Source organism: Streptomyces sp. NPDC055254, assembly GCF_053606025.1.
Map to the genome: position 1 here is coordinate 15,696 of NZ_JBSGQV010000025.1, position 26,260 is coordinate 41,955.

Consider the following 26,260-nt stretch of genomic DNA (forward strand, 5'->3'; position numbering starts at 1 on the left):
AACCGCTTTTCGATGCCGGAGGGCCCACGTTGTTCCGTACCGCGCTCATCAAAGCCACCGTCGGCCCGGTCATGCGCCTGATGTTCCGCACCCGTGTGGAGGGCATCGAGAACATCCCGGGGACCGGTGCGGTGATCCTGGCGGGCAACCACCTCACCTTCATCGACTCCATGATCCTTCCGCTGGTCTGCGACCGTACGGTCCACTTCATCGGCAAGGACGAGTACGTGACGGGCAAGGGGATCAAGGGCCGCCTGATGGCCTGGTTCTTCACCGGCGCCGGGATGATCCCCGTGGACCGCGACGGGGCCAACGGCGGGGTCGCCGCCCTGATGACGGGCCGCCGCATCCTCGAAGAGGGCAAGATCTTCGGCATCTACCCCGAGGGCACCCGCTCCCCCGACGGCCGGCTCTACCGGGGCCGCACCGGCATCGCCCGCCTCACCCTGATGACAGGCGCCCCCGTCGTGCCGTTCGCGATGATCGGTACCGACAAGCTCCAGCCCGGCGGCGCCGGCATGCCGCGCCCGGGCCGGGTCACCGTCCGCTTCGGCGAGCCGATGGAGTTCTCCCGCTACGAGGGCATGGACCGCGACCGGTACGTGCTGCGCGCCGTCACCGACTCGGTGATGGCCGAGGTCATGCGGCTGTCGGGCCAGGAGTACGTCGACATGTACGCCACCAAGGCCAAGGCCGCCTGAGACCGGGACCTTCCGCAGGCCGCGCGCGGCTACTGCCGCCGCAGTGACCGGCTGACGCCCGCCGCCGTGGTGGTGGCGAGGACCCAGCCGGTCACGATCAGCAGGTAGGACAGCCACTGGTACCAGCCGCTCGGCGCGTAGGCCTGCTCCTGGCCGAAGCCGATGATCGGCAGCATCAGGTCGATCGTGTAGAACACCGCGTTGAAGTCGGGCGCCTCCCCCTCCTTGAGCGCCCGCGGCGGGTGCGCCGTGTACGTGATCACGCCGGTGAGCAGCAGCGCGAACAGCCAGCCCGCCGCGCGCAGCGGCCGGAAGCCGTAGCCGACGGTGACCTCCTGGATCAGCCCCCAGGCGCGGGAGGGCCTCGGCTGGGTGCGGCGGTGCCGGCGCAGCTTCGCGAGCTGGACGGTACGGGCGGCCTCCTCGTCGCCCGCCGTGCGGTAGGCCGCCGCCAGCTGCTCGTAGGCGTACGGGAGGTAGCCGGACTCCTCCAGCTCCAGGGCCGGCAGCCGCTCCTCGGCGGGCAGGTGCGGGGCGAGGGTGCGGTAGCTGAGGCCGTCGATCCGGATGGTTCCCGGCCAGGTCCCGGGCCGGACGTGCAGCAGGTCGAACTGGGAGCGGCGCAGGTTCACGGTTCCCCGTATCCGCTCGCAGTCGCGCAGCCACACCTCGCCGATCACGCAGCTGGAGGCGCGCAGGGCGATCCCGTCGGGGTTGGCCAAGCGGGCGCGGGCGAAGTTGAGCTGGCCGGGAACGCGGGAGCCGGTGAGGTTGACCATGCCCCGGGCCTCCATCCGCATGGCGCGCAGATCGGTGCCGACGGTCAGGGTCTCGGCGTGCAGGGCGATGGCGCCGGGGGCGAGCAGGCGGGCGTCGTCGAGGTTGATCTGGCCGCCGACGGTGGCGCCGTTCAGGCGGAGCTGGCCGTGCACCGTCAGATCGTTGGCGATGATGTCGGTGCCGACTTCGGTGTGGTTCAGCTGGAGCACGGCCTCGCCGGCCTCCTCACCGGCGGCCGGGCCGATCACGGCCCCCTGGAGGAAGAGGCCGCCGGATATCCTGGCGCCCTGGAGGCGGACCGGGCCGCTGAAGCGGCAGCAGGAGAGCCGCAGCACGACGTCGACGCGCAGGGTGGCGGCGGTGAGGCCGGGCAAGGTCGAGTAGCCGAGCACGAGGGCCTTCAACTGGGCCGCGTACAGCAGGGGTTTGCGCTCGAACCAGCAGTCGCGCAGCCGTATGGCGTGGTCGATGACGGCATAGCGCAGGTCGAGCTTCCCGACGATCCTGGCGCCTTTGACCTTCAGGCCCGCGACCCGCCCCTCCTCGGCGGGGCCGGCGCCCAGCAGCAGCGCGCGCAGCACTTCGGCGCGCACCGTGCGGTCCGGCCCCCAGTCGGCGCCGTCGACGGAGCTGTCGTCGGGGTGTTCGCGGAAGTCGACGCCCTCGCCGCGCGGGAATGCCTCCCACACGCGGCGTTCGGCCGGGGTCAGATCGTTGATCTCCATCGCCGGGATGGTGTCCCGCGGTTCTACGGACTGTCAACTCCGTGCGGGTCACCGTCCTTTGGCCCGAAAGGGCCGGTCAGTGCTCGATGCCGTCCTGGAGCTTCTGGTCGCGGAGCAGGAACCAGGCGGCCGCGGCGGTGGCCAGCAGGACGGCCGCGCCCACGCCGGAGGCGAGCCGCAGCCCGTCCACGAAGGCTTCCTGGGCGGCGCCGACCATCTGCCCGGCGGTGTGCGGATCCAGTGCCTTGGCCGCCTCGACGGCTCCGCCGAGGGACTCGTGCGCCGCGTCGGCGACGGGCGCGGGCACCTCGGCCGGGGCGGTGAAACCCTGGTAGACACCGGTGACGATGGAGCCGAGCAGAGCGATGCCGAGGGCCGCGCCGAGTTCGTACGCCGTCTCGGAGACGGCGGAGGCCGAACCGGCCTGCTCCTTGGGCACGCTGGAGAGGATCACGTCGGCGGTGACGGTGAAGGAGAAGCCGGCGCCGAGGCCGACGACGAGCAGGGACGCGCCGAGCAGCGGGTAGCCGCTCTCCTTGTGGACCAGGGTCAGGGCGGCCAGCGCCAGGCCTATCGCGGCGAGCCCGCCGGCCACGACGGACCGTACCGAGTACCTGCGGGCGTACCGGCCGGCGAGCAGGCCGGTGGCCACCGCGCCGACGGCGGCGGGCAGTTCGGCCAGGCCCGCCTCCAGCGGGTCCCGTCCCTGGACCAGCTGGAGGAACTGGGAGAGGAAGAAGACGAGGCCGGAGAGGCCGAAGACGGTGAGCAGGTCGGCGAGGACGGCGCCGGAGAACCCGCGGTGCTTGAAGAGCCGCATGTCGAGCAGCGGGGACGGCAGGACGAACTGGCGGCGGACGAAGGCGTACAGGCAGCCGGCGCCGATGAGGGCGGCCGCCCAGACGCCCGGGGTCGGGCCGTGGGTGGCGACTTCCTTGACGGCGTAGACCACGCCGATGACACCGATGAGCGAGAGGGCGACGCTGACCAGGTCCCAGGGGCCGGCTACCGGGTTCTTGGACTCGGGCAGCAGTTTGATGCCGACGAGGACGAGGGCGGCCATGACGGGCAGGTTGATGAGGAAGACCGAGCCCCACCAGAAGTGCTGGAGCAGGGCTCCGCCGACGACCGGCCCGACGGCGGCGCCGGCCGAGGCGGTGGCGCCCCAGATGCCGATGGCGAGGCTGCGTTCCTTGGGGTCGTGGAAGATGTTGCGGATCAGCGCGAGGGTGGACGGCATCAGGGTCGCGCCGGCCACGCCGAGCAGGGCCCGGGCGAGGATCATCATCTCGGGGCTGGTCGCGTAGGCGTTGAGGACCGAGACGGCGCCGAAGGCGGTGGCGCCGACGAGCAGCAGCTTCTTGCGGCCGATGCGGTCGCCGAGGGAGCCCATGGAGACGAGCAGACCGGCGATGACGAAGGAGTAGATGTCGCCGATCCACAGCAGCTGGGTGCCGGACGGCTTGAGGTCCTCGCTCAGGGACGGGGTGGCGAGACCGAGCACGGTGGCGTCCACCGCGACCAGCAGGACGGCCAGCACGAGCACGGAGAGCGCCAGCCAGCGCCCTCGGCTCGGTCCGCTCCTGCCCCCCGTCTCCTTCGTGAGGCTCGACCGCACGGTTCCGGTCATTTCTGCACGCTCCGTCGTACGCCACCGAGCAGGAGCTCGATGATCATGTATTGGAAGTCCTTGGCGGCGACCCGGCCGTCCATGACGGCCCAGGCGCAGGTGCCGATGAGGCCGTAGAGGGCCTCGGTGAGCCAGGCGGGGCTCAGATCGATCCGGATGTCGCCCTCGGCCTGGCCCCGGCGGAAGAGCGCGCCCACGCGCGCGTCGAGGCGGGCCCAGCCCTCGTGGACCTGGTCGCCCTCGAAGAGCTGGTTCTCGGTGACGAGGAAGGCCAGCAGCTCGGCGTTGGGCTCGGCCTGGGCGACCAGGCGGCGGAGCGCGTCGACCGCGGTGCCCTCTTCCAGGCGGGCGTTGTCGAACGCGACCTCGAACTCCCGGATGCCGAGTTCTTCGAGGGCCCGTACGAGGGCGTCGCGGCCGGCGAAGTGCCGGTGCAGGGTCGCGCGGCCGATGCCGGCGGCGCGGGCGACCTCGTCCATCGTGGCGGTCGATTTGCGGGAAAGCAGGGCTGCGGCGTCGCGCAGCACCTGGTCACGATCCATGGCCATGAGACAAGCATAACCCGAATGAGACGTCACTGTCTCATTAGTAGGGAGAGCCCTCCGGCGCGGGCGCTGCTCCTGCGGGTCGACGAGGGGATCGGACTGACCCGCCCGCTTCGACGGCTGCGGAACCGGGCGGCGCAGGGGCGGGGCCGCGGGCGCACCGGCGCGGGGCGGGAACGCCGAAGGGGCGGCCGGAGCGGGTGCTCCGGCCGCCCCTTCGAAGGGCGCCGCGTGCGAACGCTACTGCTTGTGGGCCGCCCAGGCGTGCTGGATGACCAGGTCGGCCTTCAGCTCGGTCAGCTGCACCGCCACGGCCGACGGCGCGGTGCCGCCGCGGCCGTCGCGGGAGGCCAGCGCGCCCTTGACGTTCAGGACGGTGCGGACCTCGGGGGTCAGGTGCGGGGAGATCTTCGCGAACTGCTCGTCCGTCAGCTCGTCGAGCTCGATGCCCTCGGACTCGCAGACCTTGACGCACTCGCCGGCGACCTCGTGCGCCACCCGGAACGGCACGCCCTGCTTGACCAGCCACTCCGCGATGTCGGTGGCGAGCGAGAAGCCCGCCGGAGCCAGCTCCTCCATCCGCTCGCGGTTGACGGTGAGGGTCGCCATCATGCCGGTGAAGGCCGGCAGCAGGACTTCGAGGGTGTCGCAGGAGTCGAAGACCGGCTCCTTGTCCTCCTGGAGGTCCCGGTTGTAGGCCAGCGGCAGGGCCTTGAGCGTGGCCAGCAGGCCGGTCAGGTTGCCGATGAGGCGCCCCGACTTGCCCCGGGCCAGCTCCGCGATGTCCGGGTTCTTCTTCTGCGGCATGATCGACGAGCCGGTCGAGAAGGCGTCGTGCAGGGTCACGAAGGAGAACTCCTTCGTGTTCCAGATGATGATCTCCTCCGCGATCCGGGACAGGTTGATCCCGATCATGGCGGTGACGAAGGCGAACTCGGCGACGAAGTCGCGCGAGGCCGTGCCGTCGATGGAGTTCCCGACCGAGCCCCGCTCGAAGCCCAGGTCGGCGGCGACCGCCTCCGGGTCCAGGCCGAGCGAGGAGCCCGCGAGGGCGCCCGAGCCGTACGGGGAGACCGCGGTCCGGGTGTCCCACTGCCGCAGCCGCTCCGCGTCCCGGGACAGGGACTGCACGTGGGCCAGTACGTGGTGGGCGAAGAGCACGGGCTGCGCGTGCTGGAGGTGCGTACGGCCCGGCATCGCCACGTCGGAGTGGCTCTCGGCGAGGCCGATCAGGGCGTCCTGGAGGTCGGCGATCAGAGCGCCGATGATCCGCGCGTGGTCGCGCAGGTACATCCGGAAGAGGGTGGCGACCTGGTCGTTGCGGGAGCGACCGGCCCTCAGCTTGCCGCCGAGCTCGGCGCCGAGGCGCTCCAGCAGGCCCCGCTCCAGGGCGGTGTGCACGTCCTCGTCGGCGATGGTGCCGGTGAAGGAGCCGCTCGCCACGTCCGCCTCCAGCTCGTCGAGCCCGGCGATCATGCGGTCGAGCTCGTCGGCCGTGAGCAGGCCCGCCTTGTGCAGGACCCGGGCGTGGGCCCGGGAACCGGCGATGTCGTAGGGCGCGAGGCGCCAGTCGAAGTGGACGGACGCCGACAGCAGGGCCAGCGCCTCCGAAGGGCCGTCGGCGAAGCGGCCGCCCCAGAGCCGGACGTCACCGTTGTTGCTGCTCACAGCTACTGCTCCTCAAGACTGCATGGCTTTGGATGTGCAACCGCCTCCCCGCCGCGGAGGTAACGGGGAGGCGGTCCTGGTACGGAGCGCGGGCTCAGGCGAGGTCGCGACGCGCGGCGATCTTCGAGGAGAGGCCGAAGATCTCGATGAAGCCCTGCGCCTTCGACTGGTCGAAGGTGTCGCCGGAGTCGTAGGTGGCGAGGTTGAAGTCGTACAGCGACTCGTCCGACTTCCGGCCGGTGACGACGGCGCGGCCACCGTGCAGGGTCATCCGGATGTCACCGGTGACGTGCTGGTTGGCCTCGTTGATGAAGCCGTCCAGGGCGCGCTTGAGCGGGGAGAACCACAGGCCGTCGTAGACCATCTCGCCCCAGCGCTGCTCGACCTGCCGCTTGTAGCGGGCCAGCTCACGCTCGACGGTGACGTTCTCCAGCTCCTGGTGGGCGGTGATCAGCGCGATCGCGCCCGGGGCCTCGTACACCTCGCGGGACTTGATGCCGACGAGGCGGTCCTCGACGATGTCGATCCGGCCGATGCCCTGGGCGCCGGCCCGCTCGTTGAGCTGCTGGATGGCCTGGAGCACGCTGACGGGCTTGCCGTCGATGGCGACCGGGACGCCCGCCTTGAAGGAGATGACGACCTCGTCGGGCTCGCGTGGGAGGGCCGGGTTCGAGGTGTACTCGTAGATGTCCTCGATCGGCGCGTTCCAGATGTCCTCCAGGAAGCCGGTCTCGACGGCGCGCCCGAAAACGTTCTGGTCGATGGAGTACGGGGACTTCTTGGTGGTCGCGATCGGGAGGTTCGCCTTCTCGGCGAAGGCGATGGCCTTGTCCCGCGTCATCGCGTAGTCGCGGACCGGGGCGATGCACTTGAGGTCGGGACCGAGGGCGGCGATGCCGGCCTCGAAGCGGACCTGGTCGTTGCCCTTGCCGGTGCAGCCGTGGGCGACGATCGAGGCGCCGTGCTTGTTGGCGGCGGCCACCAGGTGCTTGACGATGGTCGGCCGGGAGAGCGCCGAGACCAGCGGGTAGCGGTCCATGTAGAGGGCGTTCGCCTTGATCGCCGGGAGGCAGTACTCGTCGGCGAACTCGTCCTTGGCGTCGGCGACCTCGGCCTCGACGGCACCGCAGGCGAGCGCGCGCTTGCGGATGACGTCCAGGTCCTCGCCGCCCTGGCCGACGTCCACGGCGACGGCGATGACCTCGGCGCCCGTCTCCTCGGCGATCCAGCCGATGGCGACGGAGGTGTCCAGGCCGCCCGAGTAGGCGAGTACGACGCGCTCGGTCACGGGTTTCTCCTTACGGTGCAATCAACGACAGGCATAACTATGCACTACTCCGTATGTTTCGTCAATCGACGCGATACGGCGCGCGGGCGGAGCCGCGGCAGCCGCGCACGCTCTTCCACCGGTACCTGCGAGCACGGGACGGGGACGAGATGCGCGGGGCGCCCTCGGCCCGGTGAAGACCGGGGCGTCGTGCGGCCTGCCGCACGGGCGGCGCGCCGTTCGCCCCGTACCGTGCGGCGTGTGCTGCGTACCGCTCTCGTCACCGGCTCACTGATCGCCACCGCCCTGCTCCCGCAGGCCCCCCGGGGCCAGGTCCCGCTGCCCGCCCGGCTGGCCGACACGGGCGGCGGCAGCCAGCTGATCACCGCCGTGGCGCCCGGGCCCGGCTCCACGACCGGGTGGCTGACCTGGTGGGACCGGCGGGCGGGACGCTGGTACGAGGCCGGGAGCGCGGCCGCCCGGTTCGGCGCGAACGGCCTCACCGAGGGCGGGAGCCGGACCCAGGGCACGGACACCACGCCGGCGGGCCTGTACGCCCTCCCGTACGCCTTCGGGATCCGCCCGGCGCCGGCCGGAACGGCCTACCGGTACCGGCGGGTGACGGAGCGTTCGTGGTGGTGCCAGGACAACGCCTCGGACAGCTACAACCGCTGGGTCGAGCCGCTGCCCGCGGACTGCGCGCCGGGCGAGGCCGAGCACCTGGTGACGTACGAGGAGCAGTACGCGCACGCCCTGCTCGTCGCCTTCAACTACGACCGGCCGGTCCGCGGCCGCGGCGCCGGCATCTTCCTGCACGTGAACGGCAAGGGCGCGACGGCCGGTTGCGTCTCCGTGCCGGAGCGGGCCATGCGGGAGATCCTGCGCTGGGCGGACCCGCGGCGCGGTCCCCACATCGCGATCGGCACGGAGTCCGGGGCCCTGGCCGTGACCCGGTACTGAGCCGGTCCCGGCGGCGCGCCGCCGGGACCGGCTCAGCCCTCCTTCTGCGCCAGCCGCAGCAGGTGGTCGGCCAGGGCCTGGCCGCCCGCCGGGTCGCGGCTGATCAGCATCAGCGTGTCGTCGCCCGCGATCGTGCCCAGGATCGCCCGGAGTTCGGCCTGGTCGATCGCCGAGGCGAGGAACTGCGCCGCACCGGGCGGGGTGCGCAGGACCACGAGGTTCGCGGACGCCTCCGCGGAGATCAGCAGTTCCCCGGAGAGGCGTCGCATCCGCTCCTCCTTGGCCGACTCCCCGAGCGGTGCCTGCGGGGTGCGGTAGCCACCCTCGCTGGGTACCGCGTAGATCAGCTCGCCGCCGGTGTTGCGGATCTTCACCGCGCCCAGCTCGTCGAGGTCGCGCGAGAGCGTCGCCTGGGTGACGCTCAGTCCGTCGTCGGCGAGCAGCTTGGCCAGTTGGCTCTGGGAACGCACCGGCTGCCGGTTGAGGATGTCCACGATCCGGCGGTGGCGCGCGGTGCGGGTCTGCGGGACGGCCTGGCCGCCGTGCTCGTTGTCCTGCGCCTGACTCATCGTCGTCTCATTCTCCGGATCCGTCCCCGTGGGCTGCGTCGAGGACGTCGGGCAGTGCCTGCAGGAACGCGTCCACCTCGGCCTCGGTCAGTACGAACGGCGGCATGAGCCGTACGACGTCGGGGGCGGGCGCGTTGACCAGGAAGCCGGCGTCCTGAGCCGCCTGCTGCACCTGGCGCGCGAGGGGCTCGGTCAGCACGATACCCAGCAGGAGACCCGCACCTCGGACGTGGGAGACCAGCGGATGACCGGTCCCGCCCGCGCCGAGGCTCTCGATCCCGGCGCGCAGCCGCTCGCCGCGCGCCTTGACCTGCTCCAGCAGGCCCTCGGCGGCGATGGTGTCGATGACGGCGAGGCCGGCGGCGCACGCGACCGGGTTCCCGCCGAAGGTGGTGCCGTGCTGGCCGGGGCGCAGCAGGTCAGCCGCGGCGCCGAAGGCGGCCACGGCGCCGAGGGGCAGGCCGCCGCCGAGCCCCTTCGCGAGCGTGACGAGGTCGGGCTCGACGTCCTCGTGGGCCTGGTGCTCGAACCACTGGCCGCAGCGGCCGATGCCGGTCTGCACCTCGTCGAGGACCAGGAGGGTGCCGGTGGCCCGGGTGATCTCGCGGGCGGCCGTCAGGTAGCCGGCGGGGGGCACCACGACGCCGTTCTCGCCCTGGACGGGCTCGATGACGACGAGCGCGGTGTCCTCGGTGACGGCGGCCCGCAGGGCCTCGACGTCACCGTACGGGACGTGTGTGACGTCGCCGGGCAGCGGCAGGAAGGGCTCCTGCTTCTGGGGCTGGCCGGTGAGCGCGAGCGCGCCCATCGTCCGGCCGTGGAAGCCGCCCTCGGTGGCGACCATGCCAGTCCGCCCGGTGAGCCGGCCGATCTTGAAGGCGGCTTCCACGGCCTCGGCGCCGGAGTTGCAGAAGAAGACGCGGCCGGGGCGGCCGAACAGCTGGAGCAACCGCTCGCCGAGTGCCACGACGGGCTCGGAGGCGTAGAGGTTGGAGACGTGCCCCAACGTGCTGATCTGCGCGGTCACGGCCTCGACGATCGCCGGGTGGGCGTGGCCGAGGGCGTTCACCGCGATGCCGCCGACGAGGTCGGTGTACTGCGTGCCGTCCGCGTCCCAGACCTGGGCGCCCTCACCGCGGACGAGGGCCAGGGCGGGGGTCCCGTAGTTGTCGGTCAGCACCCCCTGCCAGCGGGCGCCGTACTCCTGGTTGCCCGTTCCCTGCGTCATGCCGTTCCCCCTTGCTGATCGTCGGGTCGCTGATCGTCGGGCACGACCATCGTGCCGATTCCCTCGTCGGTGAAGATCTCCAGCAGGATCGAGTGCTGGACCCGGCCGTCGATGACGCGGGCGGTGCTCACTCCCCCGCGCACCGCGTGCAGGCAGCCCTCCATCTTGGGCACCATCCCGCTGGACAGCTCGGGCAGGAGCTTCTCCAACTCGCTGACGGTGAGCCGGCTGATGACCTCGTCGCTGCTCGGCCAGTCCGCGTAGAGGCCTTCGACATCGGTGAGGACCATCAGCGTCTCGGCGCCGAGCGCGGCGGCGAGCGCCGCGGCGGCCGTGTCGGCGTTCACGTTGTACACGTGGTGGTCGTCGGCGCTGCGCGCGATGGAGGAGATGACCGGGATCCGGCCGTCCGCCAGCAGGGCCTCGATCGCGCCGGTGTCGATGGCGGTGATCTCGCCGACCCGCCCGATGTCGACGAGCTCGCCGTCGATCTCGGGGCTGTGCCTGGTCGCGGTGATGGTGTGGGCGTCCTCGCCGGTCATGCCGACGGCGAGCGGACCGTGCTGGTTGAGCAGACCGACCAGCTCGCGCTGGACCTGGCCCGCCAGCACCATCCGGACGACGTCCATGGCTTCCGGGGTCGTGACGCGCAGCCCTGCCTTGAACTCGCTGACCAGGCCCTGCTTGTCGAGCTGGGCGTTGATCTGCGGGCCGCCGCCGTGCACCACCACGGGCCGCAGCCCGGCCTGGCGCAGGAAGACGACGTCCTGGGCGAAGGCGGCTTTGAGATCCTCGTCGATCATGGCGTTGCCGCCGAACTTGATGACGACGATCTTGCCGTTGTGGCGGGTGAGCCAGGGCAGTGCCTCGATGAGGATCTGCGCCTTGGGCAGCGCGGTGTGCTTGCGGGCGGTCATGAGCTGTACGCGCTGTTCTCGTGGACGTACTCGGCGGTCAGGTCGTTGGCCCAGATGACGGCGCTCTCGCTGCCGCTGGACAGGTCGGCGGTGATGCGGACCTCCCGGCCCTTCATGGAGACCAGGTCGCGGTCCTCGCCGACCGAGCCGTTCTTGCAGACCCAGACGTCGTTGATGGCGACGTTCAGCCGGTCCGGGTCGAAGGCGGCCCGAGTGGTGCCGATCGCGGAGAGCACGCGGCCCCAGTTGGGGTCCTCGCCGTGGATGGCGCACTTGAGCAGGTTGTTGCGGGCGATGGACCGGCCGACCTCGACCGCGTCCTCCTCGCTCGCCGCGCCGACGACCTCGATGCGGATGTCCTTGCTCGCACCCTCCGCGTCACCGATCAGCTGGCGGGCCAGGTCGTCGCAGACGGTCCGGACGGCCTCGGCGAAGTCCTCGTACGCCGGCACCCGGCCGGACGCGCCGGAGGCCAGCAGCAGCACGGTGTCGTTGGTGGACATGCAGCCGTCGGAGTCCACCCGGTCGAAGGTGGTGCGGGTGGCGGCGCGCAGCGCCTTGTCGAGGGTGGCGCTGTCCACGTCGGCGTCGGTGGTGACGACGACGAGCATGGTGGCCAGGCCGGGGGCGAGCATGCCCGCGCCCTTGGCCATGCCGCCGACGGTCCAGCCGTCCTGGGAGACCGTGGCCGTCTTGTGCACGGTGTCGGTGGTCTTGATGGCCACGGCCGCGTCCTCGCCGCCGTCCGGGGACAGGGCGGCTACCGCCGTGTCGATGCCGGGCAGCAGCTTGTCCATGGGGAGCAGGACGCCGATCAGGCCGGTGGAGGCGACCGCGATCTCGCCGGCGTTGAAGTCGCCGCCGAGGGCGGCGGCGGCCTTCTCGGCGGTGGCGTGCGTGTCCTGGAAGCCCTTGGGGCCGGTACAGGCGTTGGCCCCGCCGGAGTTCAGGACGACCGCGGCGACGGCTGCTCCCCGCAGGACCTGCTCGGACCAGAGCACCGGCGCGGCTTTGACACGGTTGGAGGTGAAGACGCCCGCGGCGGCCAGCCTGGGCCCGTTGTTGACCACGAGCGCGAGGTCCGGATTGCCGTTCTCCTTGATTCCGGCGGCGATGCCCGCCGCCGTGAATCCCTGTGCAGCCGTAACGCTCACGGCGCGACTCCAATCGTGGAAAGACCCAGGCTCTCGGGGAGGCCGAGGGCGATGTTCATGCTCTGCACGGCGCCGCCGGCGGTGCCCTTGGTCAGGTTGTCGATGGCGCTGATCGCGATGATCCGCCCGGCGGACTCGTCGTACGCGACCTGCACGTGGACGGCGTTGGAACCGTGGACGGACTTGGTGGACGGCCAGCGGCCCTCGGGGAGCAGGTGGACGAAGGGCTCCTCCGCGTACGCCTTCTCGTAGGCGGCGCGGAGCGAGTGCGCCGTGGTGCCGGGGAGGGCTTTCGCGGAGCAGGTGGCGAGGATGCCGCGGGCCATGGGCACGAGGTGCGGGGTGAAGGAGACGGAGACCTCGGTCCCGGCCAGCGGGGAGAGGTTCTGCACCATCTCGGGGGTGTGCCGGTGGCCGCCGCCCACGCCGTACGGGGTGACGCTGCCCATCACCTCGGCGCCGAGCAGGTGCGTCTTCGGGGCCTTGCCCGCGCCGGAGGTGCCGGTGGCGGCGACGACCACGGCCTCGGGCTCGGCGAGCCGTGCCTGGTAGGCGGGGAAGAGCGCGAGGGAGACGGCGGTGGGGAAGCAGCCGGGGACGGCGATGCGCTTGGCCCCCTCCAAGGCGGCCCGTGCGCCGGGGAGTTCGGGGAGGCCGTAGGGCCAGGTCCCGGCGTGCGGGGCGCCGTAGAACGCGTCCCAGGCGGCCGGGTCCTTGAGCCGGTGGTCGGCGCCCATGTCGACGACGAGCACGTCGTCGCCGAGCTGGGCGGCGACGGCGGCGGACTGGCCGTGCGGAAGCGCGAGGAAGACGACGTCGTGCCGACGGCCCGGTCCGGCGAGGACCTCGGGCGAGGTGGCCTCCAGCATCCGCCCGGCCAGCGGAACGAGGTGCGGTTGCAGGGATCCGAGGAGCTGCCCCGCGTTGGAGTTCCCGGTCAGCGCGCCGATCTCCACCTCGGGGTGCGAGAGCAGCAGGCGCAGGACTTCACCGCCCGCGTACCCGCTCGCTCCGACCACTGCTGCACGTACCACCATCGGACCCTCCTCGTCGATGGCATGACTATACGTATCTACGCACGTTTATGCAAAGGTCGAGGCGGCCCACGGCCCCAGGACCTGTACGGCGTACAGCGCGCCCAGGGCCGCGGCGAGGGAGCCGAGCAGCACGCGGAGGGCGGTCTCGGGCAGCCGGGGCTGGAGCCGCGCGCCGAGGTAGCCGCCGATCAGCCCGCCGGCGCCGCAGGCGAGGCCGAGCCCCCAGTCGGGCGCGACGGGACCTGGTGCGACCGCGGCGAGCAGGGCGTACGCGGCGGCTCCGGCGACCGAGGTGGTGAACGTGGCGGCGAGGGCGGCGGGCGCGACGCGGGTCAGGGGCACGCCCCGGGCGACGAGGACCGGGCCGAGCAGGGAGCCGCCGCCGATCCCGTAGACGCCGCCGACCACGCCGACGGCCAGGGCGAGGACGGCGAGCGCGGCCGGGGCGGGGTCGTCCGCGGGCCGCGCGGGGGCCGGCCGGCGGGTACGGACGCACAGCCACACCCCGAGCGGCAGGAGGAGGGCGGCGATCAGCAGCCGGAAGACGTCGGGGCCGGGCAGGGCGAAGACCCGGACCGCGGCGCCGACGAGGACACCGGGCAGGGTCCAGACGACCAGGCGCCGGGCCAGACCGTCGCGCAGGGCGCCGTGGCGGCGGTAGCGCCACAGGGCGCCGGGCCCGGCGACGACGTTGTACAGCAGGTTCGTCGGGGTCACCGCGGGGCTGGGCACGCCCAGCACGCTCAGCTGGACCGGGAGCAGGAAGACCGCCCCGGACACGCCGACCGGCGCGGTCACCGTCGAGATCAGCAGTCCGGCGGCGAACCCCGCGCAGATCGTCCACTCCACCGTTGTTCCCACCCGTCGACCCCGGGGTCAGTATGCGCGCGGGCGGCGACGGCGGCGGCGCCGGGGCGGACGCGATACGCGATGTTCATGAACGGCGGCACCGCGCGGGCCCCGGCCGCTGCCCGGCGAACGGGCGACCCGCGGGCGAGCCGGCCGGCCGGCGGTCCAGGACGTGCCGGACCCGGCCGTTCGGCTCCCCGTGGACCGCGTATCCCCGCTCCGGGTCGCAGTGGAACGGGATCAGAGCGCCCGGGACGTGGACGGGGCCCGGCCGGTCGAAGGGCAGGCCGGTCCAGCGGCGCCACCGCGCGAGCGAGCCGTTGACGGTCATCGACGGCGGGGCCGCCGGGTCTACACCGGGGCCGGGAGCGAGAGGTGCCAGCGCCCCGACCAGCCCGTCAGGGTGAGCGTGGACAGCGGCCGGACGTCCACGTTCCAGTAGCTCTGCGGCGGCGCCTGCAACGCGTAGACCAGGGCCGCCCGGACCACCGAGGGCTCCGCCACCGCCACGATCGCGCCCCCGTCGTCCGCGGGCCGGGTGTCGAGCCAGCCGCCGATCCGGGAGATGAAGGCGAGCAGGGACTCCCCGCCGTGCGGCGCGGACCGGGGGTCGGCGAGCCAGAGGTCCACCGCGCCCGGCTCGTGGGCGGCCACCTGCGCCAGGGTGAGCCCGCGCCAGCGGCCCATGTCGCACTCGCGCAGCGCGGGCTGGGCCAGCGGCGCGTACCCGAGGGCCTCGCCCGTGGCGCGGCTGCGCGGCGTGGGCGAGCAGTAGCGCAGGTCGGCCGCGCCGAGCGGGACGAGGTCGCGCGCGGCGGACTCGACCGCCCGCCGGCCGGCCCCGTCCAGGGGGCGGTCGTCGTCGAAGCGCTCGCCGAGCAGCGCGGAACTACGGGCTGCGGCAACCAGCGAAACCCGAACATGCATGCGGTGATGGTGGGCCGCCCGTCGCGCGGGGTCAAGCGTGCGGACCGGGGTCACTCCCGGGCCGGACCGCCGATCCGGACCGCAGCCGCCGGACCGCCTCCACCAGCTCTGCCGGTCCGGAGACCCCGGCGAAGCTCAGCCGTACGTGCGGACCGGGCGGTTCCGCACAGAAGTACGGGCGACCGGGCGCGACCGCCACCCCGGCGCGCAGGGCCGCGGCCGCGAAGGCGGTGTCGTCCTCGCCGCCGCCCGGCCGGACCCACAACTGGTAGCCGCCGCGGGGCAGGTGCGCCGGCGCCAGTTCGGGCAGCTCCCGCCGCAGGGCCCCCGCGAGGACGTCCCGCCGGTGGCGCAGCTCGGCGGCCACGGTGCGCAGGTGGCGCGGCCAGGAGGGTGCGCCGACCAGCTCCAGGGCTGCCTCCTGGAGCGGCCGGGGCACGAAGAAGGTGTCGACGACCTGGATGGCGCGCAGCCGGTCCACCACCGGCCCGCGCGCGGCCACGGCGCCGACCCGCAGGCTGGGCGAGGTGGCCTTGGTCAGGGACCGGACGTGCACCACGACGCCGTCGGTGTCGTCGGCGGCGAGGGTCGCGGGCAGCGGACCGGCGTCCTCGTGGGCGAGGGCGCGGGCGTAGTCGTCTTCCACCACGAAGGCGCCGGCGGCGCGCGCGATCCGCAGCACCTCGGCGCGCCGAGGTGCCGCCAGGACCGATCCGGTCGGGTTCTGGAACAGCGGCTGGCACACGAAGACCCGGGCGCCGGTCGCCTCGAAGGCGGCGGCCAGCAGTTCGGGCCGCACCCCGTCGGCATCCACCGGTACGGGCACGGGCCGACAGCCCGAGGCGCGGGCGATGGCCAGCAGGCCCGGGTAGGTCGGGGACTCCACCAGGATCGGCGCCCCCGGCGGGGCGAGCGCGCGCAGGGCGGTGGCCAGAGCGCTCTGCCCGCCGGCGGTGACCAGGACGTCGGCCGCGGCGACGGCTCCGCCGATCTCGCGGGCGAACCAGTCGCGCAGCTCGGGCAGTCCTTCGACGGGCGGCCGACCCCAGGCCCCCGGCCGCCTGCCGGCCCGGGCGAGGGCCGCCGCCATGGCCCGCTCGGGCTGGAGCGAGGGGTGCAGGTAGCCGCCGTTGAGCTCGATCACCCCGGACGGCGGGGCGGTCAGCGCTCCGAGCACCCCCGTGGCGTCGACGGAGCGGGGCACGATCTCGCCGCCGCCCTCCGCGCTGAGCGCCACCTCCTGCCAAGAGGTGTCCCCGAGGGCGGGCACGGCGGTGGCACGGGACTCCGCGCGGTACACCCCGGCGCCGGGGCGGGTCACGACGAGGCCCTCGGCGGCGAGCTGCGCGAGGGCCCGGGAGACGGTGACCGGGCTGACGCGGTAGCGCTCGACCAGGGCCCGGCTCGACGGGAGCTTTCCACCGACCGAGTAGCGGTTGAGTTCGGATCGCAGAGATTCCGCCAGCTCCACCACACTGCTACGCTCATTCATGACAGCAAAGAATAGCGCTACTCGCCCGGCTGCGATAGCGGTCGGCACCACCGACCGGATCGGCGCGGTCGGCGGCCGCGGGGCCACCGCGCCCGCACCGAACGAGCCGGGCGGCCGGAGCGGCCGGGGCACCCTGCTCGCCTCGCTCGGCGTCGTCGCCTTCTCGCTGACCTTCCCCGCCACCGCCTGGGGCCTGGAGAGTTTCGGCCCCTGGTCCCTCGTCGCCGTGCGCAGCGTTCTCGCGGCCGTCATCGCGAGCGGGTTCCTGCTGGCCCTGCGGGTAGCGCCGCCCGCCCGCGAGCACTGGGCCGGTCTGGCCGTGGTCGCCGGCGGCGTGGTCGTGGGCTTCCCGCTCCTCACCACCCTCGCCCTGCGGACCTCCACCACCTCGCACGCCGCCGTCGTGGTCGGGCTCCTTCCGCTGACCACGGCCGTGACCGCCGCCCTGCGCACCGGAGTACGCCCGTCGGGCCGGTTCTGGGCGGCCGCCGTCGCCGGGGCGGCCGTGGTCCTCGGGTTCACCCTGGCCGGCAGCGGAGGCTCCCTGTCCGCGGGTGACGGCTACCTGTTCGCCGCCCTCCTCGTCTGCGCCGCCGGGTACACCGAGGGGGGCAGGCTGGCCCGGTTCATGCCCGGCTGGCAGGTGATCGGCTGGGCCCTGGTGCTGTGCCTGCCGCTCGCCCTGGCCGGCGCCGCGCTCGGGCTCGCGTACGAGCCGGTGCACCTCACCGCCCGCGGTCTGGCCGGCCTGGTCTGGGTGGCGGCCGGTTCCACCTTCCTCGGCCTGTACGTCTGGTACCGGGGCATGGCCGAGATCGGCGCCCCGCGCGCCAGCCAGCTCCAGCTCGCCCAGCCGCTGCTGACCCTGGTGTGGTCGGTGGCGCTGCTCGGCGAGCACCTCACCCCCGCCGCGCCGGTCGCCGCCTGCGCCGTCCTCATCTGCATCGCCTTCACCCAACGGGTCAAATAGCCTCGGAACGACCTAAACTGCTAGCACCGGATCGGACCGCCACCGAGGAGGTCAGTTATGCGCGCGACCGAGGGCGACCAGCTGATACAGCACGGCAGGATCGTCGGACAGCATGACAAGGTGGGCGAGATCACCCAGGTGCTGGGTGACAACGGAACCCCCCCGTACCGGGTCCGTTTCCAGGACGGGCACGAAGCGCTGATGGCTCCCGGACCGGACTGCACGGTCCGCCACCCCGAAACGGCCGAGCACTGACCCTCCGGGGCCCAGTGCCGCGTCGACCCGTAGGCCCACCTCCCCACCGACCCACCGACTCACCTCCCCACCGACTCACCGCGGTGGCACCGCCGAGCCGTAGTGGTCGGCGACCACCCGGGCCATCGCACCATTGGGGTCCGCGACCACCTGCTTCGCCGAGAAGTAGACGTGGCCGCGGACCTCGGCGTACTCCTTCGCGAACCGCAGGTGCCGCGACAGCTCCTGCGGATCGCGCCAGGCGGCGGTAGGGCTGTTCGCGTCACTGCGGTACAGCGCCTCCCCCACGTACAGCTCCACGTCCGTGCCCGCCACCGTCCGCGCCCACCAGGGCACGACGTCCGCGTAGTCGGCGGTGGGATGACCGAGGTGCCAGTACACCTGCGGGACGACGTAGTCGATCCAGCCCTCGGTGACCCACTTGCGCGTGTCCGCGTACAGGTCGTCGTACGTACCGAGGCCCGCCTGCGTCGGGGAGCCGAGCGGGTCCCGGTCCGCGTTGCGCCAGACCGCGAACGGGCTGATGCCGAAGCGCGCGGCCGGCCGGACCTCGCGCAGCCGCTGCGCCATTTCGTGGACGAGGGCGTCGGTGTTGTGGCGGCGCCAGTCGGCGCGGGAGGCGAAGTCGCCCCCGTACCGCTCGTAGGCCTCGTCGTCGTCGAAGTACTGGCCGCTGACCGGGTACGGGTAGAAGTAGTCGTCCCAGTGCACCCCGTCGACGGGGTAGCGCTCCACGGCGTCGAGCATGGCGTCCTGCACGAAGCGCCGCACATCCGGCAGCCCGGGGTTGTAGTACAGCTTGCCGTCGTACGCGACGATCCAGTCCGGGTTGCGCCGGGCCGGGTGCTCGGGCACCAGCCGCGACGGGTCGGCGTGGGTGGCGACGCGGTACGGGTTGAACCAGGCGTGCAGCTCCAGCCCCCGCGCGTGGGCCTCGGCGACGGCCGTGCCCAGCGGGTCCCAGCCGGGGTCGGCGCCCTGCCGTCCGGTCAGCCACTGCGACCAGGGCTCCAGCCGCGACGGCCACAACGCGTCGGCGGCCGGACGGACCTGGAGGATCACGGCGTTGAGGCGGCGCTCGACGGCGGCGTCGAGCAGGGCGAGCAGCTCCGCCCGCTGCTGACCGGCCGACAGCCCGCTGCGGCTCGGCCAGTCCACGTTCAGCACGGAGGCGATCCACATGCCCCTGAACTCGGCCGCGTCCGCGGCCCGTCGGCGACTCCCGGCCCCGATGGCCGCGGGAGCCGCCGACGCCGGGGCCGTCGCGCCCGCCGCGGCCGCCGCCAGGACCCCGGCGGCGCCCGCCAGCAGTCCCCTGCGCCCGATGAACCCCATGTGACCACTCCGATCCGTAGCGTGACATCGCCCTGCGTGCGCCCAGCATGCCCGCCCCGGCCCGCCACGCGGGGCAAGGTCGGGGGTAACGTCGGGGGGCGTGGCGGGCGCCGGAACGCAGTTACCACTGCCAAGCACGGGGGACCCGCGATGGATGAGCAGCGAAAGGCACGATGTGACGGACCTCTCTACCCTCCCGACCGACATCGCACGGGTCGGCGTAGTGGGCTGCGGCCAGATGGGCGCGGGCATCGCTGAGGTGTGCGCCCGCAGCGGCCTTGAGGTGAAGGTCGCCGAGACCACCGGCGAGGCGCTGGAAATCGGCCGCACCCGGCTGCACAACTCGCTGACGAAGGCCGCCGAACGCGGCAAGATCAGCGAGGAGGAGCGGGACGCCACCCTGGCCCGCCTCACCTTCACCACCGACCTCGGCGAGTTCGCCGACCGCGACCTCGTCATCGAGGCCGTCGTCGAGAACGAGCAGGTCAAGACGGAGATCTTCCAGGTCCTCGACCAGGTGATCACCCGGCCGGACGCGATCCTGGCCTCCAACACCTCCTCGATCCCGCTGGTCAAGCTGGCCGTCGCGACCTCGCGGCCCGACCAGGTCATCGGCATCCACTTCTTCAACCCGGCCCCGGTGCAGCAGCTCGTCGAGCTGATCCCGGCGCTGACCACGAGTGACGAAACGGTCAAGCGCGCCGAGGCCCTGGTGCGGGACGTGCTGGGCAAGCACGCGATCCGCGCCCAGGACCGGTCCGGCTTCGTGGTCAACGCGCTCCTCATCCCGTACCTGCTGTCCGCGATCCGGATGTTCGAGTCGGGCATCGCGAGCCGTGAGGACATCGACAACGGCATGGAGCTGGGCTGCGCCCACCCGATGGGTCCGCTGAAGCTGGCGGACCTGATCGGCCTGGACACGGTGGCCTCGGTCGCCGACTCCATGTACGCCGAGTTCAAGGAACCGCTGTACGCCGCTCCCCCGCTGCTCCAGCGGATGGTCGACGCGGGCCGCCTCGGCCGCAAGACGGGCGCCGGTTTCTACCCGTACGGCTGATACCCCGGGGGCCGGTGCGACCCCGAGGGGACGGCCCGGCCCAGCCGGAGATGGTGCAGCAGGAGCAGCCCGGCCGCCATGTTGGCGGCCGGGACCTCCCCGCGCGCGATCATGTCCGGGACCAGAGCGAGCGGCACCCATTCCCGGCGCGAGGACTCGAAGGCGTCCTCGGGATGCCCGATGTAGGTGGCCCCGTCCGCCCAGTAGAGGTGGTGGCGGGCGTCGGTCAGCCCGTTGGAGGGCTCCACGGTCATCAGGTGCCGGAGCGGGCCGGGCCGCCAGCCCGACTCCTCCTCCATCTCCCGGGCGGCGGCGGCCGCCACGTCCTCCCCGTCCTCGACCACACCGGCCGGCAGTTCCCAGCCCCAGCTGTCGGTGATGAAGCGGTGCCGCCACAGCAGCAGCACCTCGTCGGCCTCGTTGACGGCCGTGGCGACGGCTACCGGGCGCAGCCGGATCACGAAGTGGTCCAAGTGGCGGCCGTCGGGGAGTTCGACATCGGCGAGGTTCACGTCGAACCAGCGGTTCTTGTACACGGTTTGCTCATTCAGGTTCATCCACTGCACGGTCATGCCGCCTTCCGTTCGGGTTGGTGGCAACATGGCAGCAGTGCGCGCCGTCAGAGGGGAACGCGCAGAGCCCCGTCGATGAGCTGTGCCGTCTCCTGTGCCTCCGAGCAACCGCTGGTCAGCAGCTGTTCCCGGACCGCCCGCAATCGGTCCCGCAGGCGCAGCGATTCCATCCCCTTGGCCCGCTCGGCCATTTCGGCCGCCGCCACCACGGCCCGGTCCGCCTCCCCCTGCCGCAGCTGGATCTCGCAGAGCATCGCCAGCCGGTGCACCCGGCCCCGGTCGTGCGCGGGAGTGCCGACCGCGGCGGACGCCTGGACCCGCGCGGCGTCGAGGTCTCCGAGGCTGAGCAGCGCCTCGGCGACCTGGACGTTGACGAGCCCGGGCTGCACGTAGCCCGTCTCGTCCGGCTCGCTGCCCGGCCGGATCCGCTCGGCGGCCGCCTCGGCATTGCGGATGCAGCCCAACGCGGCCGCGGTGTCGCCGAGTTGCGCGTAGGCCTTGGCCTGCATGGCGTACAGGTCCGCGGTGAGCGCCGGGGTGGTGTGCCGGCCGGCGGCGCGCAGCGCGGCCTCGGCGAAGGCGACGGCCTGGCGGTACTCCCGCAGGTGCAGGGACTGGTTGACGATCAGGGCGATCACGTACGCCCCGAGCCCCCGGTCGCCGCTCGCCTTGGCCAGCCGCAGGGCCTGGTGGAAGTAGCGCTGCGCGAGCCCGTGGGCGTCCGAGTCGTACGCGCAGATGCCCGCCACCGCCACCAGGGACCCGGTGGCCCGGTGCAACTGGCGGCCGAGGGCGTCGGGATAGCTGCCGCGCAGCATGGGCGCCGTCTCGCTGCCGAGGAACCGGACGATCCGGGCCCTGGTCGCCACGCCCCCGGCCCGGCGGTACATCAGCTCGTAGTGGGCGCGCGCCGCCCGCAGGATCTCGATGTGCTCGGGCCCGATCCGGTGGGGGCCCTCGCGGGAGACGTCGGCGTCCTCGGGCGGGTTCTCCCACTCCCAGACCGGTATGACGGCGGGCGTCCCGGTCACCGCCTCCACGCTCAGCAGTTGGGGCCGCGCCCGCTCGTCGGAACGCCACAGGGCGGCGGCCCGGTCCACGAACCCGCTGAGCCCCGAGGCGGGCGCGGACGCCGGCCGGTCCGGCAGCCCGAGCCCGATGTCGTCCAGCCCGACGGGCCGCCGCAGCCGGCCGCCGAGCACCTCGCAGATCAGGTCGGGGACCTGGCCCCGCGGCCGCTGGCCCTTCAACCACCGGGCGACGGCGGTGTGTTCGTAGCGCAGGGCGAGTCCGCGGGTGCGGCCCGCCTGGTTCACGTGCGCGGCGAGTCCGGCGTGGGACATGCCCGCCTCGTCGAGGAGGGCGTCGAGCAGGACATTGGGCTGCATGGGCCGCTCCCCGGGGCTCGTCGGTCCCAGGCTAGTGGGTGCGCGGTTCACCCGGGGTGTGAACCGGGTACGCGCATAAATGCGACGCGCACCCTGCCGAAGGGGGGCCGTCGCGCGGTTCACTGAAGCGCCTCGCCAAGGAGGCAGCCCGGGTCGTCGGCTCCCCCCTCGTACAGTGCGACGACCCGTCACCGCGCCGCCCGTTCTGCTGTCTGCCCGACACTCCATGGCAGACGGGCGGCGTGTTCCGGTTCCGCCGGCGCCCGGTTGGTCGCCGGCCCGGCGGAACCGGCCGAGCGCGCGCCGGGCTCATCCACCGGCCCGGTGCGCGGCTCGGCGCCGCCGGGCCGCCGCACTGCGGACCGGTCGTCGCGGAGCACCGGCGGGGCGACGCCACCGGGTCGCCGGTGTTCTCATCCGAACGGGTGAGGGGCGTACCCGGGATCCGGATACGCCCCTCACGGCACAGCGGCAGCGGCTACGCGCCGCGGAGCACCGCCCCGGTCCGCTCGCCCGCGAGCGCCACCGCCGCGTCGCGCGCGACGGTGGTCTCCTCCGCGGTCAGCGTGCGGTCGGTCGCGCGGAAGCGCAGCGCGTACGCCAGGGACTTCTTGCCCGCGCCCACCTGCTCGCCGGTGAACACGTCGAACAGCCGCAGCGATTCGAGCAGTTCACCCGCACCCTTGCGCAGGGCGGTCTCGACCTCGGAGGCCGGGACGGAGTCGTCCACGATCAGCGCGACGTCCTGGGTCGCCACCGGGAAGCCGGAGATCCGCGGCGCCTGCAGCGCCTCGCCGCCGGCGGCCGCGAGGCGGTCCAGGTCGAGCTCCATGGCGCTGGTGCGGGCGGGCAGGCCCATCGCCTTGACCACGCGCGGGTGCAGCTCACCGGCGTGGCCGATGACCTGCTCGACCCCGTCGACGGTCACGACGAGCTCGGCGCACCGGCCCGGGTGCCAGGGACCGTACTGGCCCTGGCGGACGACGAGCTCCGCACCGGCCTCGACGGCCAGCGAACGCGCCGCCTGGACGGCGTCCGCCCAGTCGGCCGGGCGGCCCTTGCCCCACCAGCCGGCCTGCTCGCGGGCGCCGGCGAGCACGACCGCGGCGTACCGGGGCTGCGCGGGCAGCGCCGCGTTCAGGGTGGCGATCTCCTCGTCCGTGGGGCGCCGGTCGACGGGCAGCCGTACGGCGACACCCGGCCGCGCGGCGGCCCGGAAGACCGAGCCGGTCTCGAAGAGCGCGAGGTCGTGGCTGCCCCGGCTGTCGTTGCGGCGCAGCGCGCCCAGCAGACCCGGCAGCAGCGTGGTGCGCAGCGCCGGCTCCTCGTCGGAGATCGGGTTGACCAGCGTGACGACCTGGCGGGCGACGTCGTGCGCCGGGAGCTGGAGCTGGTCGAAGACCTGCTCGCCGAGGAAGGGGTAGCTCAGCGCCTCGACGTAGCCGGCGCCGGCCAGCGTGCGGCCGACCCGGCGGTGCAGCTGCTGCCGGGCGGTCAGACCGCGGCCGGAGGGCACCTGCGGCAGGGTCGACGGAAGGTTCCCGTAGCCCTCCAGCCGGATGACCTCTTCGGCGAGGTCGTTGGGCTCGGCGAGGTCGGAACGCCACGAGGGCACCGTGACGACGAGCTCGTCCTGGCCGTAGACGTCGCAGCCGACCTCCTGCAGGCGGCGGACGACGGTCTCGCGGCCGTAGTCCATCCCGGCGACGCGGTCCGGGTGGTCCGCGCGCATCGCGATGGTGCGCGGGGCGCCCGGGGCGAGGAACTCGGTGACGCCGGCCTCGGCGGTGCCGCCCGCGAGCAGCACGAGCAGGTCGACGGTCCGCTGCGCGGCCGCGGCGGCGGCCTGCGGGTCGACGCCCCGCTCGAAGCGCTTGGAGGCCTCGGAGGACAGCTTGAGCCGGCGGGCGGTGCGCGAGATCGACACGGGGTCGAAGTGCGCGGCCTCGACGAGCACGTCCGTGGTTCCCGTGACCTGGGTCGCGCCGGAAGGATCGAAAGGTGCGGTGACGGAGTCGGCGATCTCGGTGTCGGCGCCGCCCATGACGCCGGCCAGGCCGATCGGCCCGCTGTCGTCGGTGATCACCAGGTCCTCGGCGTCGAGCGTGCGCCTGACGCCGTCGAGGGTGGTGAACTTCTCGCCCTGCTCGGCGCGGCGGACGCCGATGGCGCCGTCGATCCGCGAGCGGTCGTAGGCGTGCAGCGGCTGACCGAGCTCCAGCATCACGTAGTTGGTGATGTCGACGGCGAGCGAGATCGGGCGCATGCCGGCCTTCTGGAGGCGGCGGGTCAGCCAGATCGGAGAGCGCGCCTCGGGGTCGAGGCCGGTGACGGTGCGGGCGGTGAAGCGGTCGCAGCCGGCCGGGTCCTCGACCTTGACCGGGTAGCCGTACGAGTTCGGCGCCGGGACGTCGAGCAGCGCCGGGTCGCGCAGCGGCAGGCCGTAGGCGGTCGCCGCCTCGCGGGCGATGCCGCGCAGGGACATGCAGTAGCCGCGGTCCGGGGTGATGTCGATGTCGAGGACCTCGTCGACGAGCTGGAGCAGCTCGATCGCGTCGGTGCCGACCTCGTGCTCGGGCGGCAGCACGATGATGCCGTGCGTACCGTCGTCGCCCATGCCCAGCTCGTCGCCGGAGCAGATCATGCCGTGCGAGGTGCGGCCGTACGTCTTGCGCGAGGCGATCGCGAAGTCGCCGGGCAGCACCGCGCCGGGGAGCACCACGACGACCTTGTCGCCGACGGAGAAGTTCCGGGCGCCGCAGACGATCTCCTGCGGCTCGCCGGTGCCGTTGGCGGCGCCGACGTCGACGGTGCAGAAGCGGATCGGCTTGCGGAAGCCCTCCAGCTCCTCGATGGTCAGCACCTGACCGACGACGAGCGGGCCCTTGAGCCCGCCGCCGAGCTGTTCGACGGTCTCGACCTCAAGGCCGGCGTCGACCAGCTTGGCGGCCACGTCGCGGCCGGTCTCACCCGCGGGGAGGTCGACGTACTCCCGCAGCCAGGAAAGCGGGACGCGCATCAGATCTCACTCCCGAACGGCCGGGTGAAGCGAACGTCACCCTCGACCATGTCTCGCATGTCTTCTACGTTGTGACGGAACATCAGCATCCGCTCGATGCCGAAGCCGAAGGCGAACCCGCTGTACTTCTCGGGGTCCACGCCGCAGGCGGTCAGCACCTTGGGATTGACCATGCCGCAGCCGCCGAGCTCGATCCAGCCCTCGCTGGAGCAGGTACGGCACGGGCGGTCGGGGTTGCCCACCGACTCGCCGCGGCACACGTAGCACTGCATGTCCATCTCGGCGGACGGCTCGGTGAAGGGGAAGAAGTGCGGACGCAGGCGCGTGGTCGTGCCCTCACCGAAGAGCTCCTGGACCATGTGGTCCATGGTGCCCTTGAGGTCCGCCATGGTCAGGCCCTCGTCCACGGCGAGCAGCTCGACCTGGTGGAAGACCGGGGTGTGCGTCGCGTCGAGCTCGTCGGTGCGGTACACCCGGCCCGGGCAGACGATGTAGACGGGGGGCTTGCGCTCCAGCAGCGAGCGCGCCTGCACCGGGGAGGTGTGGGTGCGCAGCACCACGCCGGACTCGTCGCCCTGGGTTCCCTCGGGGCCCCGGACGAAGAAGGTGTCCTGCATCTGGCGCGCCGGGTGGTCGGGCGTGAAGTTGAGGGCGTCGAAGTTGAACCACTCCGCCTCGACCTCGGGGCCCTCGGCGACCTCGTACCCCATGGCCGTGAAGATGTCCGCGATGCGGTCCATCAGCGTGGTCAGGGGGTGCCGGGCGCCGGCGGGCACGCGGTCGTACGGCAGCGTAACGTCCACCGCCTCCTCGACCAGCACGCGCTCATCCCGCTCGGCCTCCAGGGCGACCGTGCGGGCCCCGAAGGCCTTGTTCACGGCGCCGCGGGCCTGGCCCACGCGCTTGCCCGCCTCGGCCTTGGCCTGCGGTGGCAGGGCTCCGATCTCGCGGTTGGCGAGCGCCAGGGGCGAGCGGTCGCCCATGTGCGCGGTCTTCGCCTCGCGCAGCGCGTCGAGGTCGCCGGCGGACGCGAAGGCGGCGAGCGCCTCGTCCCGCATGCGCTCGATCTCTTCCGGTTTCAGTGCCTCGACCTCGACAGGGTCGTAGGACTTGTTCGGTGCCGACATCTCTTCCCGTACTTCCGATGGCTGGCTGGTGGGTCCCCGTACGACACGATCGGCACAAGGACGCAAAGGTGCCAAAGAACGAGTCTAA

General features: G+C 73.0%; 23 protein-coding genes. 5 read left to right on the plus strand and 18 right to left on the minus strand.

Features of this window, described 5'->3' with window-relative positions; translation table 11 throughout:
* The first annotated feature begins 71 nt into the window (after positions 1 to 71).
* On the plus strand, positions 72 to 701 hold the full coding sequence (locus ACWFQ8_RS22390; RefSeq protein WP_453788092.1) for a lysophospholipid acyltransferase family protein: 630 nt from the start codon (positions 72 to 74) through the stop codon (positions 699 to 701).
* Between the two features lie 29 nt (positions 702 to 730).
* Here ACWFQ8_RS22390 and ACWFQ8_RS22395 read toward each other — a convergent pair whose 3' ends face one another.
* The 5 genes from ACWFQ8_RS22395 to ACWFQ8_RS22415 form a co-directional block, all read right to left on the minus strand.
* Complete coding sequence (locus ACWFQ8_RS22395; RefSeq protein ID WP_453788032.1) at positions 731 to 2,206, minus strand: membrane-associated oxidoreductase; 1,476 nt, start codon at positions 2,204 to 2,206, stop codon at positions 731 to 733.
* Positions 2,207 to 2,282: 76 nt separating this feature from the next.
* On the minus strand, positions 2,283 to 3,836 hold the full coding sequence (locus tag ACWFQ8_RS22400) for an MFS transporter (protein ID WP_453788033.1): 1,554 nt from the start codon (positions 3,834 to 3,836) through the stop codon (positions 2,283 to 2,285).
* On the minus strand, positions 3,833 to 4,384 hold the full coding sequence (locus tag ACWFQ8_RS22405; protein ID WP_453788034.1) for a TetR/AcrR family transcriptional regulator: 552 nt from the start codon (positions 4,382 to 4,384) through the stop codon (positions 3,833 to 3,835). The genes ACWFQ8_RS22400 and ACWFQ8_RS22405 overlap by 4 nt, the downstream gene beginning before the upstream one ends.
* Positions 4,385 to 4,621: 237 nt before the next feature.
* Positions 4,622 to 6,049 carry an argininosuccinate lyase gene (argH, locus tag ACWFQ8_RS22410; protein WP_453788035.1) on the minus strand — a complete coding sequence of 476 codons (1,428 nt, stop codon included), beginning with the start codon at positions 6,047 to 6,049 and terminating at the stop codon, positions 4,622 to 4,624.
* Between the two features lie 94 nt (positions 6,050 to 6,143).
* Positions 6,144 to 7,337: an argininosuccinate synthase gene (locus tag ACWFQ8_RS22415; RefSeq protein WP_453788036.1), complete on the minus strand. Its 1,194-nt coding sequence runs from the start codon at positions 7,335 to 7,337 to the stop codon at positions 6,144 to 6,146.
* A 231-nt stretch (positions 7,338 to 7,568) separates the two neighbouring features.
* Here ACWFQ8_RS22415 and ACWFQ8_RS22420 point away from each other — a divergent pair, with 231 nt between their 5' ends.
* On the plus strand, positions 7,569 to 8,276 hold the full coding sequence (locus ACWFQ8_RS22420) for a L,D-transpeptidase family protein (protein WP_453788037.1): 708 nt from the start codon (positions 7,569 to 7,571) through the stop codon (positions 8,274 to 8,276).
* Between the two features lie 32 nt (positions 8,277 to 8,308).
* Here ACWFQ8_RS22420 and ACWFQ8_RS22425 read toward each other — a convergent pair whose 3' ends face one another.
* The 8 genes from ACWFQ8_RS22425 to ACWFQ8_RS22460 all read right to left on the minus strand — a co-directional run bounded on the left by ACWFQ8_RS22425 (position 8,309) and on the right by ACWFQ8_RS22460 (position 16,449).
* Positions 8,309 to 8,845, minus strand: coding sequence for an arginine repressor (locus tag ACWFQ8_RS22425; protein WP_453788038.1), 537 nt, complete (start codon positions 8,843 to 8,845; stop codon positions 8,309 to 8,311).
* A 7-nt stretch (positions 8,846 to 8,852) separates the two neighbouring features.
* Positions 8,853 to 10,073, minus strand: a complete 1,221-nt coding sequence (locus tag ACWFQ8_RS22430) for an acetylornithine transaminase (RefSeq protein ID WP_453788039.1) — start codon at positions 10,071 to 10,073, stop codon at positions 8,853 to 8,855.
* Complete coding sequence (gene argB, locus ACWFQ8_RS22435; RefSeq protein WP_453788040.1) at positions 10,070 to 10,990, minus strand: acetylglutamate kinase; 921 nt, start codon at positions 10,988 to 10,990, stop codon at positions 10,070 to 10,072. The genes ACWFQ8_RS22430 and argB overlap by 4 nt, the downstream gene beginning before the upstream one ends.
* The gene (gene argJ / locus ACWFQ8_RS22440; RefSeq protein WP_453788041.1) at positions 10,987 to 12,144 is read right to left on the minus strand and encodes a bifunctional glutamate N-acetyltransferase/amino-acid acetyltransferase ArgJ; all 1,158 of its coding nucleotides are present in this window, start codon (positions 12,142 to 12,144) and stop codon (positions 10,987 to 10,989) included. Before argJ ends, argB begins: the two co-directional genes overlap by 4 nt.
* The gene (gene argC, locus ACWFQ8_RS22445; RefSeq protein ID WP_453788042.1) at positions 12,141 to 13,181 is read right to left on the minus strand and encodes an N-acetyl-gamma-glutamyl-phosphate reductase; all 1,041 of its coding nucleotides are present in this window, start codon (positions 13,179 to 13,181) and stop codon (positions 12,141 to 12,143) included. The genes argJ and argC overlap by 4 nt, the downstream gene beginning before the upstream one ends.
* Positions 13,182 to 13,226: 45 nt before the next feature.
* Complete coding sequence (locus ACWFQ8_RS22450) at positions 13,227 to 14,030, minus strand: TSUP family transporter (protein WP_453788043.1); 804 nt, start codon at positions 14,028 to 14,030, stop codon at positions 13,227 to 13,229.
* Between the two features lie 351 nt (positions 14,031 to 14,381).
* Positions 14,382 to 14,957 carry a histidine phosphatase family protein gene (locus ACWFQ8_RS22455; RefSeq protein WP_453788044.1) on the minus strand — a complete coding sequence of 192 codons (576 nt, stop codon included), beginning with the start codon at positions 14,955 to 14,957 and terminating at the stop codon, positions 14,382 to 14,384.
* Positions 14,958 to 14,988: 31 nt separating this feature from the next.
* Complete coding sequence (locus ACWFQ8_RS22460) at positions 14,989 to 16,449, minus strand: aminotransferase-like domain-containing protein (protein WP_453788045.1); 1,461 nt, start codon at positions 16,447 to 16,449, stop codon at positions 14,989 to 14,991.
* Between ACWFQ8_RS22460 and ACWFQ8_RS22465 the strand changes: the two genes are divergently transcribed.
* Positions 16,448 to 17,419, plus strand: coding sequence for a DMT family transporter (locus ACWFQ8_RS22465; protein ID WP_453788046.1), 972 nt, complete (start codon positions 16,448 to 16,450; stop codon positions 17,417 to 17,419). The two genes, ACWFQ8_RS22460 and ACWFQ8_RS22465, sit on opposite strands and share 2 nt — an antisense overlap.
* A 57-nt stretch (positions 17,420 to 17,476) precedes the next feature.
* Complete coding sequence (locus tag ACWFQ8_RS22470; RefSeq protein ID WP_453788047.1) at positions 17,477 to 17,674, plus strand: DUF1918 domain-containing protein; 198 nt, start codon at positions 17,477 to 17,479, stop codon at positions 17,672 to 17,674.
* Between the two features lie 75 nt (positions 17,675 to 17,749).
* Here the strand turns inward: ACWFQ8_RS22470 and ACWFQ8_RS22475 are convergent, their stop codons facing one another.
* Complete coding sequence (locus ACWFQ8_RS22475; protein ID WP_453788048.1) at positions 17,750 to 19,009, minus strand: glycoside hydrolase family 10 protein; 1,260 nt, start codon at positions 19,007 to 19,009, stop codon at positions 17,750 to 17,752.
* 154 nt (positions 19,010 to 19,163) lie between these two features.
* Here ACWFQ8_RS22475 and ACWFQ8_RS22480 point away from each other — a divergent pair, with 154 nt between their 5' ends.
* A complete protein-coding gene (locus ACWFQ8_RS22480; RefSeq protein ID WP_384544793.1) occupies positions 19,164 to 20,066 on the plus strand; it encodes a 3-hydroxybutyryl-CoA dehydrogenase in 903 nt (300 codons plus the stop codon).
* Here ACWFQ8_RS22480 and ACWFQ8_RS22485 read toward each other — a convergent pair.
* The 4 genes from ACWFQ8_RS22485 to pheS form a co-directional block, all read right to left on the minus strand.
* Positions 20,051 to 20,632 carry an NUDIX hydrolase gene (locus tag ACWFQ8_RS22485; protein WP_453788093.1) on the minus strand — a complete coding sequence of 194 codons (582 nt, stop codon included), beginning with the start codon at positions 20,630 to 20,632 and terminating at the stop codon, positions 20,051 to 20,053. The genes ACWFQ8_RS22480 and ACWFQ8_RS22485 overlap by 16 nt on opposite strands.
* 53 nt (positions 20,633 to 20,685) lie before the next feature.
* Complete coding sequence (locus ACWFQ8_RS22490) at positions 20,686 to 22,026, minus strand: transcriptional regulator (RefSeq protein ID WP_453788049.1); 1,341 nt, start codon at positions 22,024 to 22,026, stop codon at positions 20,686 to 20,688.
* Between the two features lie 478 nt (positions 22,027 to 22,504).
* Positions 22,505 to 25,045: a phenylalanine--tRNA ligase subunit beta gene (gene pheT, locus ACWFQ8_RS22495; RefSeq protein ID WP_453788050.1), complete on the minus strand. Its 2,541-nt coding sequence runs from the start codon at positions 25,043 to 25,045 to the stop codon at positions 22,505 to 22,507.
* Positions 25,045 to 26,172, minus strand: a complete 1,128-nt coding sequence (gene pheS / locus ACWFQ8_RS22500; RefSeq protein ID WP_453788051.1) for a phenylalanine--tRNA ligase subunit alpha — start codon at positions 26,170 to 26,172, stop codon at positions 25,045 to 25,047. Before pheS ends, pheT begins: the two co-directional genes overlap by 1 nt.
* Positions 26,173 to 26,260 lie beyond the last annotated feature (88 nt).

Coding starts and splice junctions, on each gene's coding strand:
- pheS (WP_453788051.1), bottom strand. CDS start 26,172: ATGTCGGCACCGAACAAGTCCTACGACCCTGTCGAGGTCGAGGCACTG.
- ACWFQ8_RS22465 (WP_453788046.1), top strand. CDS start 16,448: ATGACAGCAAAGAATAGCGCTACTCGCCCGGCTGCGATAGCGGTCGGC.
- ACWFQ8_RS22490 (WP_453788049.1), bottom strand. CDS start 22,026: ATGCAGCCCAATGTCCTGCTCGACGCCCTCCTCGACGAGGCGGGCATG.
- ACWFQ8_RS22480 (WP_384544793.1), top strand. CDS start 19,164: ATGAGCAGCGAAAGGCACGATGTGACGGACCTCTCTACCCTCCCGACC.
- argB (WP_453788040.1), bottom strand. CDS start 10,990: ATGACCGCCCGCAAGCACACCGCGCTGCCCAAGGCGCAGATCCTCATC.
- ACWFQ8_RS22400 (WP_453788033.1), bottom strand. CDS start 3,836: ATGACCGGAACCGTGCGGTCGAGCCTCACGAAGGAGACGGGGGGCAGG.
- ACWFQ8_RS22395 (WP_453788032.1), bottom strand. CDS start 2,206: ATGGAGATCAACGATCTGACCCCGGCCGAACGCCGCGTGTGGGAGGCA.
- ACWFQ8_RS22475 (WP_453788048.1), bottom strand. CDS start 19,009: ATGGGGTTCATCGGGCGCAGGGGACTGCTGGCGGGCGCCGCCGGGGTC.
- ACWFQ8_RS22405 (WP_453788034.1), bottom strand. CDS start 4,384: ATGGCCATGGATCGTGACCAGGTGCTGCGCGACGCCGCAGCCCTGCTT.
- ACWFQ8_RS22470 (WP_453788047.1), top strand. CDS start 17,477: ATGCGCGCGACCGAGGGCGACCAGCTGATACAGCACGGCAGGATCGTC.
- ACWFQ8_RS22455 (WP_453788044.1), bottom strand. CDS start 14,957: ATGCATGTTCGGGTTTCGCTGGTTGCCGCAGCCCGTAGTTCCGCGCTG.
- ACWFQ8_RS22390 (WP_453788092.1), top strand. CDS start 72: ATGCGCCTGATGTTCCGCACCCGTGTGGAGGGCATCGAGAACATCCCG.
- pheT (WP_453788050.1), bottom strand. CDS start 25,045: ATGCGCGTCCCGCTTTCCTGGCTGCGGGAGTACGTCGACCTCCCCGCG.
- argC (WP_453788042.1), bottom strand. CDS start 13,181: ATGGTGGTACGTGCAGCAGTGGTCGGAGCGAGCGGGTACGCGGGCGGT.
- ACWFQ8_RS22425 (WP_453788038.1), bottom strand. CDS start 8,845: ATGAGTCAGGCGCAGGACAACGAGCACGGCGGCCAGGCCGTCCCGCAG.
- ACWFQ8_RS22430 (WP_453788039.1), bottom strand. CDS start 10,073: ATGACGCAGGGAACGGGCAACCAGGAGTACGGCGCCCGCTGGCAGGGG.
- ACWFQ8_RS22460 (WP_453788045.1), bottom strand. CDS start 16,449: ATGAATGAGCGTAGCAGTGTGGTGGAGCTGGCGGAATCTCTGCGATCC.